This is a genomic window from Kribbella sp. NPDC051620 (assembly GCF_044453825.1).
Classification (GTDB): domain Bacteria; phylum Actinomycetota; class Actinomycetes; order Propionibacteriales; family Kribbellaceae; genus Kribbella.
The window spans coordinates 658,580-671,211 of the sequence record NZ_JBITDB010000006.1; the positions used below are offsets into that span (position 1 = coordinate 658,580).

Consider the following 12,632-nt stretch of genomic DNA (forward strand, 5'->3'; position numbering starts at 1 on the left):
TTGCGGAGGAGGCGTTCAGCCCATGGTTTTCTGCCCGTCGATGGTTTCGCGGATGATGTCGGCGTGGCCGGCGTGCTGGGCGGTTTCGGCGGTGATGTGCAGGAAGACCCGGCGGACCGTCCAGAAAACACCCGGCGGCTGCCACGGCGCGGCCGGAAGTTCGTAGCTGGCGTTGAGGTCGAGCGTCCGGACGAGATCGTCGGTGGCAGCAGCAACCTTCTCGTACTCGGCCAGTACGCCGGCCCGCGTCTCCCCCTCGGCCAGCCGGAACTGGTTCTCCCACTCGGCGATCATCTCCGGTGTGAACTCGACCTCCGCCGGAACCTCCTTGCCACCACCCGAAACCGCGAAGTCGGCCCAGTTCTGCTCAACCGCCGTCACATGCTTGATCAGCCCACCAATGGTCAACTCACTAACCGTGCTCCGAGTATTCGCCTGCTCATCGGTCAACCCCTCAGCAGTGTGCCGCAGGAAGTACCGATGCTTGCCAAGAAAGTCCAGGATGTCGTCGCGCTCACCGGTGGCGATCTGCTCGTTCGTAGTCATGCCTTCAGCCTAGGGACAATAGCGGCCAGCTCCTGACCTCTACTATCAACAGTTTCACAAAAGCAGTCGCCGGAGGCCGGCAATCGACTCCTGCGCCGGCACAGCCGTCACGCCCCAATAGGCCCACCCAGCACGGCTCGCGTTACCAACAGGTTCAACGGAGGCCGAGCCAGACCAAGCGCTCGGTGAAGGCGCCTCTTTCTTCTGCTTTGGCTTGGCGGAGTTGCTCCAGGGTTGCGCGGTCGGTGCCTAGGTCTGCGGCTATGGCGTAGACGACTTCCAGTACGTCTGCCAGTTCCTCGATGGCGGCGGTGGAGTCAGCGGTCAGGAACTCGTCGACCTCTTCGAGGAGCTTGTCGCGGAGTCGTTGGCGGTACTCGGCCGCGGCGGCGACGTAGGTGATCGGGTCTTCGCCGTTGGCGCGGATGAGGTCTGGGATGCGGTCTCTGATCAGCTTGCCGTCGCTCATAGGCCCGGCTCCGGCTTGGGGAAGCCTGTCCAGCGGAGGTCTTTCGGTAGGTGGCGCATGTCGTTGTAGACAAGGGCTGTTGCGGGGCGGCCTGGGGTGTAGCGGAGGACTGTCAGGGCTGCGTTGCAGTGGTTGAGGGTGAGCCAGCGCCAGCCGGGAGCGCCCAAGGCCTGGGTGACGAGATAGCCGACCAGGAAGTTGTGGGTGATGAGCAACTCGTGCCGATCCTCGGGACCGTCAGCTGGGCCGGTGAAGAGATCCAGGGCCTGCCGGGCGAGCGGAGGGCCTTCCTGCAGCTCATCGGACGTGAACTGCGCGAGCACGTGACGCACGAAGTCGGCGTACTCAGCCGGTACTTCGCCAGCCACCGGCGCAGCAGGCAGATAGTCACCGGCCGCCGCCGAAGCCTCCGCCGGAACACCCGCCCGCAGCTGCCCACCAACCAACCCAGCCGTCTGTACCGCCCTCGGCAACGGACTGTGATGAAACCCCGCCAACGGCACGTCCCGCAGCCGCCTGCCGAGCAACTCCGCCTGCCGACGCCCCTTCACCGTCAACCCACTCTGATCCGCCAACGCCTCCCCATGCCGAGCGAGATACAGGTACCGAGTAGCAGCCATCCCAGCCTCCCTAAAGCTCTACCGATCCTCACACGATCGCCCCGGAGAGCGCCTACTGGATTCGACCGCCCTGACCCATGGGGCGCTTACTGTGCCTGCACGGCGGCGTCGATCCGCGGGGCTGCCTGGTGAGGGGTGGGCTAGATGGACATGGACCGGAGGCGGTTGCTCGCGTTGGGGGCCGGGGCGGCTGTGGCTGCTGGGGTCACCGGGTCGGCGATCACAGCACAAGCAACAGGCACAGGCGGCGGCGTACCGTCTGATGCTGCGCTCGCGCGGAAGCTGGGACTGCGGAGCAAGTACTGGAAAGGTCAGCACTACGTGATCGGCGGTCACGGTGAGCCGCTGGTACTGCTGCCCGGCTGGCCGCAGACCTGGTGGTCGTTCAACAAGATCCTGCCTGCGCTGGCGAAGCGCTACACGGTGATCGCCGTCGACCTGCGCGGCATGGGCGGATCAGCCAAGCCTGCCGACGGGTACGACAAGAAGACGATGGCCGCCGACGTGGCCAACCTGGTCCACCACCTCGGCTACGACTCGGTCAACATCGCCGGTCATGACATCGGCGCGATGGTCGCGCACAGCTTCGCGGTCAACCACCGCGCGGCGACTCGCAAGCTCGTGCTGATGGATGTCGGTCACCCCGATCCTTCGCTGTACGACCTGCCGCTACTGGTCCGGCCCGGGCAGGGCTTCAGCCTGTGGTGGTTCGCGTTCAACCAGGTGCAGAGCCTGCCCGAGAAGCTGATCACCGGCCGGTCCCGGCACATCGTCGACTACTTCATGGACACCTTCCCGCCGGACCCGTCTGCCATCGACGAGCTGTCCCGGCGCGTCTACGCCCACGCGTACGCCGGTCCGGCCGCGATCCGGGCCGGCAACGCGTGGTACCAGGGCTTCCACCAGGACGTCGTCGACTTCGCCGGCTACGGCAAGATCACCGCGCCGTTCCTCGGTCTGACCTCGGAGTACAGCTACGAGTCCAACCTCGCCGTCTGGTCCGGTCAGGGCACCGACGTGCGGGTCCACAAGGTCCCCGGCACCGGCCACTTCCTCGCCGAGGAGAACCCGCAGGCGGTGATCAGCGAGCTGACAGCCTTCCTCGGCTAGCGCTCACCGGTTTGCCCGAAATCGACGGGCAGCTATGGTTGGCGGCAGAGGAAGTGCAGCGTCGGAACGCTTCTTCTGCCGCTAGCGGCTTCGAGGCGCATGGATGGTCATCTGCGGATGATCCTTGTGCCTTGGAGGTAGTCATGACAACGCTGGTGATCGGTGCCCGGGGCAACGTCGGGCGAGCCGTGGTCGAGCAGCTGCTGGCACTGAGCGAGGACGTTCGCGCCTCGGTACGGCGTATCCGCGGCAACGAGTTTCCCGCGCAGGTCGAGGTGGTGCGCGCCGATCTCTCCGAGCCGGACAGTCTCAGCGCCGCTCTGCGCGGAGTACAGCGGGTCTTTCTCTACGCACCCGAGCCGAACCAGGTAGCGGGCGTGATTCGCGTACTGGAGAAGGCGGACCCCGAACGCGTGGTGCAGCTCTCGTCCGGGAGCGTACTGCTGGAATCCGCCGCCGGAAACTCCATCGCGGAAGAGCATCGAGCGGTCGAAGACGCTTTCGCCGCCGCTTCATTGCCTTGGGCCCCTATCCGGCCGTTGGTACTGGCCACCAACGATCTCCACTGGGACACGCGGCACCCCATCCGCCTCGTCCGCCCACAAGCTCGTACTGCGCCGATCCACGAACACGACATCGCCGCCGTCGCCGTCACGGCTCTCACCACCACCAAAGCGACCGACGGAATACTCACCGGCAACGAGCTGCTGAGCCAGGAAGAACGAGTCGCCATCATCGCCGACGTCCTCGGTCGCCCACTGCAGGTCGAGGAACTGACCGAGGGCGACGCCCGGAAGGCCTTCCAGCACAGCAGTCAGATCGAGGCGATCCTGGACTTCCTGCGAACGGCCGCTGATGGCGGCTCACCCGCGACCGGCGTCGTGGAGGAAGTGCTGGGCCGCAAACCCTTGTCCTACCGGCAATGGGTCGAGGACCACCGCAACGACTTCGCCTAACGGGCAGCCTGTGGAGTCGTCAGGGCGGGGAGAAGCCCTGGGAAGGCTTTGTCGAGGTCGTCCCGGCGCAGCGCGTTGAGGCGCGAGGTGCCCACGTAGTACTGGCGGATCAGGCCGGCCTCACGCAGTACCTTGAAGTGATGCGTGGCGGTCGACTTGTGGACGGCGATGTCGAAGTCACCGCATTTGATGTCGTGCCCCGCGGCGTCGAGCTGCTGGACGATGCTCCGGCGGACCGGGTCGACGAGCGCCTCCAGCACCTGCTGGAGCTCGAACTCGGAGACCTCGGGATGCCGCGGCGCACGTGCCATGAGCCCGATCATACGATATCCATCATAGTTTGATGGATTTCAAAGTTTGACAGTTCTCAAACTTCCGCCTTGACTGGCTGCATGACGACGACCGTGCGCTTCCACGCCACCGGCGGCCCCGACGTACTCCGGCTGCACGACCTCGACCCAGGTGAGCCAGGCCCGGGCGAGGTGCTGCTGCGGATCGACGCGATCGGCCTCAACCGCGCGGACATCCTGTTCCGCAGCGGCAACTACATCGAGTCGGTCAAGCAGTTCCCGGCCGGCCTGGGCAGCGAAGCGGCCGGCGTCATCGAAGCACTCGGCCCCGGCGTCAGCGGATTCACGATCGGCCAGCCGGTCAGCGTCATCCCCAACTTCTCCCAGAACGACTACCCCCTGTACGCCGAACGCGCACTGGCCCCCGTCACCGCCCTCATCCCCCGCCCCGACTCCGTCGACGCCGTCTCCGGCGCCGCCGTCTGGATGCCGTACCTGACCGCGTACGGCGCGATGGTGGAGATCGCCCACGTCCGCCCCGGCGACGTCGTAGTCATCAACGCCGCCTCCAGCAGCGTCGGCCTGGCCGCTATCCACACAGCCAACCGCCTGGGCGCGACCCCGATCGCCATCACCCGCACCACCGCCAAGCGCCAACGACTCCTGGAGGAGGGCGCCGCCGAGGTCATCATCTCCGCTGAAGAAGCTGTCCCGAACCGCATCCTCGACCTCACAAACCAGCGCGGCGCGGAGTACATCTTCGATGCCGTGGCCGGTCCCGGAGTCGCCGACCTGGCCCGCGCGGTCGCGCCCGACGGCACCCTCTTCCTCTGGGGAGCAGCCAGCGGCCGGCCGACGCCGTACCCGGGCTTCGACCTCGGCATGCCCGCCCTCAACCTGCGCACCTACACCGTCCACGAGATCACCCGAAACCCAGAACGGTTGCGCAGGGCAACAGCCTTCGTCACCAGCGGCCTGCGGAGCGGCGCCTTCAAACCCACCGTCGACCGCCTCTTCACCCTCGACAACATCATCCAGGCCCACCAGCACCTCGAATCCAACACCCACTTCGGCAAACTGGTCGTCACCATCCCGCGCTGATTCCGGACGAGAACCGTCCGGGTCATGCTCTAGCGTGCAAGCTATGACCGAGGACGCATTGGTGTTGGAGGACGTTCAGCTGCGCGGAGCCTTCCTGCGCAAGGTGCGGCTGATCGGCGCGGAACTGTACGACGTCGAGATCACCGGCGACATCGAGAACCTGACGATCAACGGCGTCGACGTAGCACCACTGATCGACGCCGAACTCGACCGGCGCGACCCCGACCGCGCCAAGATGCGCCCGGCCGACCCCGACGGTTTCCGTGCGGCCTGGGATCTGCTCGAGCAGCGCTGGGAGGAGACCGTCACCAAGGCGCGCGCCCTGCCACCAGAGCTCCTGCACGAGAGCGTCGACGGCGAGTGGTCCTTCATCGAGACGCTCCGCCACCTCGCCTTCGCCACCGACGCCTGGGTCCGCCGAGCGATCCTCGGCGACCCAACCCCTTGGCACCCACTCGACCTCCCCTGGGACGAGATGGCCGACACCCCCGGCGTACCGCGGGACCGCACCGCCCGCCCGTCCCTCGACGAGGTCCTCGCCCTCCGCAAGGACCGCATGACCGGCGCCCGCCAGTACCTCGCTCAGCTCACCGACGAGCAACTCGCCGCCGACACCACACCGGTCACCGGAGCCCCCAGCTGGCCCCGGCCGATCAGCTACCCGGTCCGCGAATGCCTGCTCATCACGCTCAACGAGGAGTACCAGCACCGCCTGTACGCCGAACGCGACCTCGCGGTCCTCGCCGGCGGGTGAGAAATGTCGATGGGGGCGGCGATGCTTCGACCTATTGGCATGGACCAACTACTGCAGTCATTCCTGGACGCGCAACGAGGCCGGGTCTTCGAGATCGTCGAAGGACTCACCCCGGAGCAACTCACGAAGGCCGTGCTGCCCTCGGGCTGGACGGTGCTCGGCATGATCGAGCATCTCGGGGGTGCCGAGCGGCACTGGTTCCAGCAGGTTGCGCTGGGCGCTGCCGATCCGTTCCCCTGGCCGGAAGAGCCCACTGAAGACGACGAGGGCGGCTTCAGCTCGGCGCTTTCGCCGGAGACTGTCTTCGGGTTCTATCGGGACCAGATCGCCCGCTCCAACGAAGTACTGGCGTCCGTTCCCTGGGACACGCCGCCGGTCGGTGATCACGGGCAGGGGGACACCAGCCTGATCACCGACCTGCGGTTCATCGTGCTTCACCTCATCGAAGAGACCGCTCGTCACCTCGGCCACCTCGACGCCGCCCGGGAACTCATCGACGGGAGGACCGGCCTGGGCCAGGACCCGCTATGACGCCAGCCGGTCGGGTGACAGGTTCAGGCGACGCAGCAGTTGGGCGTTGAGTGCGACGACGATCGTCGACAGCGACATCAGTACCGCGCCTGCCGCCGGCGACAGGACAATCCCGGCGAAGGCCAGGACCCCGGCCGCCAGCGGTACGGCGATGACGTTGTAACCCGTCGCCCAGACCAGGTTCTGCCACATCTTGCGATAGCTCGCCTTCGACAGGTCGATCACCGACAGCACCGCCCGCGGATCGTCGGCGGCCAGTACGACGCCCGCCGACTCGATCGCGACATCCGTACCGGCGCCGATCGCGATCCCCACCTCGGCCCGGGCCAGCGCCGGTGCGTCGTTCACGCCGTCACCGACCATCGCGACCTTCAACCCACGCGCCTGCAACTCGGCCACCTTGGCGTCCTTGTCGTGCGGCAGTACCTCCGAGAACACCTCGTCGATCCCCAACTCGGCCGCCACCGCCTCGGCCACCTGATGCGCGTCGCCGGTGATCATCGCGACCTTCACCCCACGCTTGTGCAGCGCATCGACGGCCTGCCGCGACTCGTGCCGCACCTCATCCTCCAACGCCACCGCGCCGAGCACTTGACCGTCCCGAACCACCTGCAGAACCGCCGCTCCCCGCGCCTTCCACTCGTCAATCGCAGCGTCCAACGATGCAGGAACCTGTACTCCGGACTCGCGCAGCAAAGCCGGCCCGCCAACGGACACGCGAGCGCCATCAACAACAGCCTCGACCCCACGCCCGGTCAGCGACCTGAAATCGGACGCCTTCAGGCTCTCCGCACCAGCGTCCGCGGCCGCCCGCACGATCGCCTTGGCCAGCGGGTGCTCGCTGTCCGACTCCACCGCCGCCGCAATGGCCAGCAACTCGTTGTCAGCAACGGAAACCGTCGCAACGCCGGTGACGGCCGGCTCACCCTTCGTCAGCGTGCCGGTCTTGTCGAACAGGACCACGTCGATCGTCCGCATCCGCTCCAGCGCCAACCGGTTCTTGACCAGGACACCGGCCTTCGCCGCGCGCTCGGTCGAGATCGCTATCACCAACGGGATGGCGAGCCCGAGGGCGTGCGGGCAGGCGATCACCAGGACGGTGACGGTTCGGGTGACCGCTTCGTCCAGCTTGCCCAGCAGGCTCCAGACCAGGAAGGTGATGATGCCTGCGATGGAGGCGAAGTAGAACAGGAACGCGGCCGCGCGATCGGCGAGCGCCTGGGCGCGTGATGACGACGCCTGCGCTTCGGCGACCAGGCGCTGGATCCCGGCCAGGGCGGTGTTGTCGCCGACGGCGGTGATCTCGACGCGCAGGGCGCTGTCGGTGGCGACCGTACCGGCGACGACCTGGTCGCCGGCGGCGCGTAGTACCGGGCGGGACTCGCCGGTGATCATCGATTCGTCGACCTCGGCCTGGCCGTCGACCACCTGCCCGTCGGCGGGCACCCGGCCGCCGGAGCGAACCAGCACGACGTCACCCTCGGAGAGGTTGCTCAGGGCAACTTCGATCACGCCGTCATCAGTGACCTTCTCGGCAGTGTCGGGCAGTAGTGCGGCCAGCGCGTCGAGCGCACCGGAGGCGGCGCCGAGCGCCCGCATCTCCAGCCAGTGCCCGAGCAGCATGATCACGATCAGCAGCGCGAGCTCCCACCAGAAGTCCAGGTCGAACCCACCGATCCCGAGCGTCGTCACCCAGGACGCCACGAACGCGACCGAGATCGCCATCGAGATCAGCAGCATCATCCCCGGTTGGCGAGCCTTGAGCTCGCTCCACCCGCCGCGCAGGAACGGCTGCCCGCCGTACAAGAAGATGATCGTGCCGACGATCGGCGCGATCAGCTCGGCGCCGGCGAACTCCGGCCTGCTGTAGCCCAGCAGCTCCGAGAACATCTCGCTGAAGAACACCACCGGCACAGCCAGCCCCAAACTGACCCAGAACCGATCCTTGAACTGCGCCGCATGATCCCCGTGCCCGCCATGCGCCGCGTGCTCATGCTCACCCTGTGCGTGCTCAGCATGAGTGGCGTGTTCGTGACTCATCTCAACCTCCATCGACTCACCCAACACCATACCCCCATGGGGTATCAATCCGGCAACCGGCGTCCCTCCCTGCCTATTCCCGCCCGCGACAAATTGGCTGGAGATCGCCACCACCACCCGTGAGACTGAGCGGATGATCGAGGAAGCGACAGAGACCGCCCGGAGGCTCGTCAAGGAGCGTTATCCACAGGCACGCGCCGCCTGGCTCGGCGGAAGTGTCGCCCGAGGCACCGCCACGCCGACCTCGGACCTCGACATCACCGTCCTGCTCCCCGGCCCGCCCGCACCCCTGCGCGAATCCCTCCGGTACGCCGACTGGCCGGTCGAACTCTTCGTCCATACCGAGGCGTCCCTCGCCCACTACTGCGAGAAGGACCGCCAACGCCGGCAACCCTCGATGATGCGCCTGGTCGGCGAAACCGTCGTCCTGCTCGACACCGACGGCTCCGGCGCCGCCCTCCAAGCGAACGCCAAGGCCCAGCTCCAGGCCGGCCCACCGCCGCTGTCACCCCATGACCTCGCCATGCTCAGGTACAAGATCACCGATCTGCTCGAAGACCTGATCGGTGCCGACAGCAACGACGTGCGGACGGTCGTCGCCTCGTTGCTGTGGCAGGACGCCGCCACGCTCCTCCTGACCGGCGCCAACCACTGGGGTGGCACCGGCAAAGGTCTGCTGCGTGAGCTCCACGCCTACGACGCGACCCACAACACCAACTACGCAACCGCCCTACCCGCCGCCCTCCGCGCCGCAACCACCGGCACCTCAGAACCGTTGATCACCACAACAGACTCAATCCTTGAGCCCTACGGCGGCCGCCTATTCGCCGGCTTCCACCTCGCCGGCGACTGATCCGGTACGGTTCGCCGGCTTCCGCGCTCGACGAGTGATCCGGTCCGGTACGGCCGCTCAGCCGGCGCTGAAGTCGGCGATGACCTCGTTGATCACGTGCTGGGCGTTGGCGGCGATGCCCGGGTTGGTGTCGCGGTAGTACGGGAGCTGGATGAGCGCCATCGACAACGCCCGCCCGCGACCGCGTACCCAGGCGGCGTCGTCAACCCCGAGCGCCTCGCGGTAAGCCGATCGCCCGGCCGCGGGAAGCAGGTTCCACGCCGGAATCAGATCGCAAGCCGGATCCCCGACTCCCGCGGTGGCGAAGTCGATCACCGCCGCGAGCCTTCCGCCGTCGGTCAGCAACAGGTTGGACGGCATCAAGTCGGCATGCACCCAGGACGGCGACGTCGCCGGCGCCGCCGCCAGCGCGGACTCCCAAGCAGCCAACGCAGTCCCCGTATCGATCCAGCCCTCCAACTGCACGAGCGCCTTCCGCGTCCCCTCGTCCTGGGCGAACAGCGGCCCACCCCGATACGCCGCCGGCCCCCCGATCCCCCCGGACCCGGCCCCCGCATCGCCCGGCAGGTCGATCGAGCGCATCGCTCGGACGAATCCGGCCAGATCTTCCGCCAACCCGACCGGCTCGCGCACTTCCCCAGCAACCGCGATCGACCCCGGGATCCATTCCTGCACCAGCCACGGCCACGGATACCCGTCGGCCGGCTCCCCCAGCGCGACCGGCGTCGGGATCCGTACCGGCAGCAACGGCGCCAGCCGTGGCAACCACTCGAACTCCTTCTCGATGTCTGACACCCCACCCGCGATCCGCGGCAACCGTACGGTCAGCGACTCCCCCAGCCGGTACATCGCATTGACCGTCCCACTCGACGGGATCTCGGCGACCGCCAGCCCGCTCCATCGCGGAAACTGGCCCGCCACCAAGCGCAGTACCAGCTCGTCGTCGATCAACGCCTCGTTCGCGTGCATCCGGCCCATACCGTCATCCAAGCCCAGCCAGCGCGAATCTCAGAACGAATTTCGCCGCCGCATCCGCCGCGGCCGACCGTCCGGGTCATAGACATGGTCGTAGAGCGGCCGCGCCCACACCCTCGCCAGCCGCCCGACCGGCGCGGGATCATGCCGCCGTAGCTGCCCCGCCGGTCGTGGCCCGACCTCGCCCTCCGCATGCCACGAGTCCAACGCCTGAGCAGCAGCCTGCCACTGTTCAAAACCCTTAACCGGGTCAAGTTCGGGCTCCACCCCCAAATGCTCCGACCACAGCTCGGCCCGTACCGACCTCGCCAACCCGTCACCGACGACGGCACACGTCAGCTCGCTGTCGTTCGTCCACGAGCGCCGGTTGAAGTTGTCCGACCCACACGTGAACCACTCGTCGTCGACCACGCAAACCTTCGCGTGCACGTAGATCGGCGTACCGGCCGCATTCTCCAGGTCGTACACGGCGAAGCGATCCGGCGCGACGGAGTGCAACAGGTCGAGCGCCTGCAACTGCCCGTACCGCGCCGGCGGCCCGCTGAACCGCCCGTCGGCATCCGGATACCGCGGCACCACCGCGATCACCCGCAACTCCGGCGACCGCTCCAGCGCCTCGCACAACCCCTCCGCCACCACTGACGACCACAGGTACTGGTCCTCGAGATAGATCAGCCGCCGCGCCCGCCCGAACGCCTTCCGGTACGCCCGCGCGATGCTGTACTCCCCCTTCGGCGCGAAGCGGAACGGCGGGTGCTTGTGCCCGAAGGTCCGCAGCACCTGCACCGCGTGCCGCCCGGCCGCCGGCGGATCCGGAAAGGTCTCCGGCAGCTTCGACGGATGCCGCGGCATGTCCGCCTTCCGCTGCACGAACATCCGGTACGGCGTACGCCGATCGAGCGGATGCGGATCGTCCCAGCGCTCGACAAAGGTGCGGAGCACATCCCCGACGACCGGCCCACGAAGCTCGAGCGCCGCGTCGTGCCACGGCGTCTGCTTCCCGTACCGAGGGTCCATCGGCGCCTGCTGCGGATCGCCCAGGTGCCGAGCGTCATCGCGTCGCTGATGACTCAGATCGATCCCACCCACATACGCGACATCCTTCGCCGGCTCACCCCGATGCCGGATCACGAACATCTTCTGGTGATGCGACGCCAACCGCCGTACCCGCTGATCGAGCAGTACCTCCGCCCCGGCCTCGTTGAGCTCGGCCCCGAGCCGCTGGTTCTCCTGCGCATTGAACTGCACATGATCCGAATGCGACCGCCACAACAACCCCCGGACCTCGACCCCTGCCTTGGCGAGGTCACAAAGCACCTCACCGACAGACGGCCCACCGTCGTAGAGCACCTCATCCGCATCCCCACGCCAATCGGTGAAGTACACCCGATCGCCCGCACTCAGCGCACACAGTTCGTCGTACAGCCGCTGGAAGTAGACGGCACCGTGCACGAGCATCCGGACCGAGTTGCCCTCCGTCCACGCGCCCTCGAGGTCGGAGGCCGGGTTGCCCCGCTCCTCAGCCGTCAGAAACCAGTCACTCATCCGCTCCCAGTACCCCGGCCATCCCACTCCGAACTCCACGGGTTGCCCGGGACCACTGGAGCGTGACGACGAGGAGGTAGGTGACAGCCCCAACGGGTGCCACCCAGATTCGGTAGAAGGGGAAGTTGCCGGTGGCTGCCGTGATGAAGAAGACGGTGGCGATGGTGATGGAGCCGACGGCTGTGCCTCGGCGGTGGGAGTCGCGGGCCGTGCTGGGGAGCGGGCCCAACTGGCGGTCCAGAGCGGCAGCGACTGCGGAGAGGGCGGCAATGGCGGTGACCGCGACGATCAGCATGCCGGGTGGGCCGCCCAGAAAGGCTGCGAAGACGTTGGCGCCGGCGAAGAGGGCGACGATCAGGAGGGTGAGAAAGGCGCCGCTCCCCAGGTGCCGGAGCTGGCGGCCGCGGAGATCGACGGCTTCGGCGGAGCGGAGGATGCCGGCGGGGGCGGCGAGGCGGCGGAGTACGAAGTACAGGCCGGTGAGGGTGAGCGCCGCGGTCAGCGCGAAGACGATCGTCAAGACCGTCGAGCGGGTCGGCGAGATGAACTGGTGGACCTGGCCGTCGCCGAAGTCGCAGGTGGCGTGCGGGGGTAGCCATTGGCTGGTGATTCGCAGGCCGTTGCCGTCGGCGAGGGGGAAGGCCTGGGCGCAGTCACGATCGGGGTCGTACCAGCTCGGCATCGACGCCGAGACCGCCAGACTCCAGCCGAGCATCGAGACCAGCCCGAGCCCGAGCACGCTCCCGGCCCGCCGCGTCAGCACGCTCCCAACCGGCCGCATCTGCTCGGTGTCTCCTGTACTGACGACGTGATCTGGTTGACAAGTAGACGCACCGCTTGGC

The 12,632-nt window shown here is 67.5% G+C and carries 14 protein-coding genes; 6 read left to right on the plus strand and 8 right to left on the minus strand.

The genetic code is table 11. From position 1 onward, the window contains the following. Positions 1–15: 15 nt before the first annotated feature. From ACIA12_RS32795 to ACIA12_RS32805, 3 genes are all read right to left on the minus strand, one after another. Positions 16–546, minus strand: coding sequence for a DinB family protein (locus tag ACIA12_RS32795; RefSeq protein WP_396371092.1), 531 nt, complete (start codon positions 544–546; stop codon positions 16–18). Positions 547–700: 154 nt separating this feature from the next. Continuing rightward, a complete protein-coding gene (locus tag ACIA12_RS32800) occupies positions 701–1,015 on the minus strand; it encodes a nucleoside triphosphate pyrophosphohydrolase (protein WP_396371093.1) in 315 nt (104 codons plus the stop codon). Further along, positions 1,012–1,635, minus strand: coding sequence for a histidine phosphatase family protein (locus tag ACIA12_RS32805; RefSeq protein ID WP_396371094.1), 624 nt, complete (start codon positions 1,633–1,635; stop codon positions 1,012–1,014). The genes ACIA12_RS32800 and ACIA12_RS32805 overlap by 4 nt, the downstream gene beginning before the upstream one ends. A gap of 144 nt (positions 1,636–1,779) precedes the next feature. On the opposite strand from ACIA12_RS32805, the gene ACIA12_RS32810 reads away from it, so the two are divergent. Together ACIA12_RS32810 and ACIA12_RS32815 are read left to right on the plus strand one after the other, a co-directional pair. Further along, positions 1,780–2,745, plus strand: coding sequence for an alpha/beta fold hydrolase (locus ACIA12_RS32810; protein ID WP_396371095.1), 966 nt, complete (start codon positions 1,780–1,782; stop codon positions 2,743–2,745). A gap of 143 nt (positions 2,746–2,888) precedes the next feature. Then, positions 2,889–3,701 (plus strand): SDR family oxidoreductase, encoded by an 813-nt coding sequence (locus ACIA12_RS32815; protein WP_396371096.1) that lies wholly within the window; start codon positions 2,889–2,891, stop codon positions 3,699–3,701. Here the strand turns inward: ACIA12_RS32815 and ACIA12_RS32820 are convergent. Further along, positions 3,698–4,012, minus strand: coding sequence for an ArsR/SmtB family transcription factor (locus ACIA12_RS32820; protein ID WP_396371097.1), 315 nt, complete (start codon positions 4,010–4,012; stop codon positions 3,698–3,700). The genes ACIA12_RS32815 and ACIA12_RS32820 overlap by 4 nt on opposite strands. Positions 4,013–4,093: 81 nt before the next feature. On the opposite strand from ACIA12_RS32820, the gene ACIA12_RS32825 reads away from it, so the two are divergent. The 3 genes from ACIA12_RS32825 to ACIA12_RS32835 are packed head-to-tail and all read left to right on the plus strand — an operon-like array spanning position 4,094 to position 6,377. Beyond that, positions 4,094–5,092: a zinc-dependent alcohol dehydrogenase family protein gene (locus ACIA12_RS32825; RefSeq protein ID WP_396371098.1), complete on the plus strand. Its 999-nt coding sequence runs from the start codon at positions 4,094–4,096 to the stop codon at positions 5,090–5,092. 43 nt (positions 5,093–5,135) lie between these two features. Then, positions 5,136–5,846, plus strand: coding sequence for a DinB family protein (locus ACIA12_RS32830; RefSeq protein WP_396371099.1), 711 nt, complete (start codon positions 5,136–5,138; stop codon positions 5,844–5,846). Positions 5,847–5,885: 39 nt separating this feature from the next. After that, the gene (locus ACIA12_RS32835; RefSeq protein ID WP_396371100.1) at positions 5,886–6,377 is read left to right on the plus strand and encodes a DinB family protein; all 492 of its coding nucleotides are present in this window, start codon (positions 5,886–5,888) and stop codon (positions 6,375–6,377) included. Here the strand turns inward: ACIA12_RS32835 and ACIA12_RS32840 are convergent. Next, positions 6,372–8,417, minus strand: coding sequence for a copper-translocating P-type ATPase (locus tag ACIA12_RS32840; protein ID WP_396371101.1), 2,046 nt, complete (start codon positions 8,415–8,417; stop codon positions 6,372–6,374). The two genes, ACIA12_RS32835 and ACIA12_RS32840, sit on opposite strands and share 6 nt — an antisense overlap. A gap of 133 nt (positions 8,418–8,550) precedes the next feature. Between ACIA12_RS32840 and ACIA12_RS32845 the strand changes: the two genes are divergently transcribed. After that, on the plus strand, positions 8,551–9,270 hold the full coding sequence (locus ACIA12_RS32845) for a nucleotidyltransferase domain-containing protein (protein WP_396371102.1): 720 nt from the start codon (positions 8,551–8,553) through the stop codon (positions 9,268–9,270). Between the two features lie 57 nt (positions 9,271–9,327). Here ACIA12_RS32845 and ACIA12_RS32850 read toward each other — a convergent pair whose 3' ends face one another. The 3 genes from ACIA12_RS32850 to ACIA12_RS32860 are packed head-to-tail and all read right to left on the minus strand — an operon-like array spanning position 9,328 to position 12,571. Further along, a complete protein-coding gene (locus ACIA12_RS32850) occupies positions 9,328–10,248 on the minus strand; it encodes an aminoglycoside phosphotransferase family protein (RefSeq protein ID WP_396371103.1) in 921 nt (306 codons plus the stop codon). Between the two features lie 30 nt (positions 10,249–10,278). Then, complete coding sequence (locus ACIA12_RS32855) at positions 10,279–11,790, minus strand: phospholipase D family protein (RefSeq protein ID WP_396371104.1); 1,512 nt, start codon at positions 11,788–11,790, stop codon at positions 10,279–10,281. Next, the gene (locus ACIA12_RS32860; protein ID WP_396371105.1) at positions 11,783–12,571 is read right to left on the minus strand and encodes a hypothetical protein; all 789 of its coding nucleotides are present in this window, start codon (positions 12,569–12,571) and stop codon (positions 11,783–11,785) included. Before ACIA12_RS32860 ends, ACIA12_RS32855 begins: the two co-directional genes overlap by 8 nt. Positions 12,572–12,632: the final 61 nt, after the last annotated feature.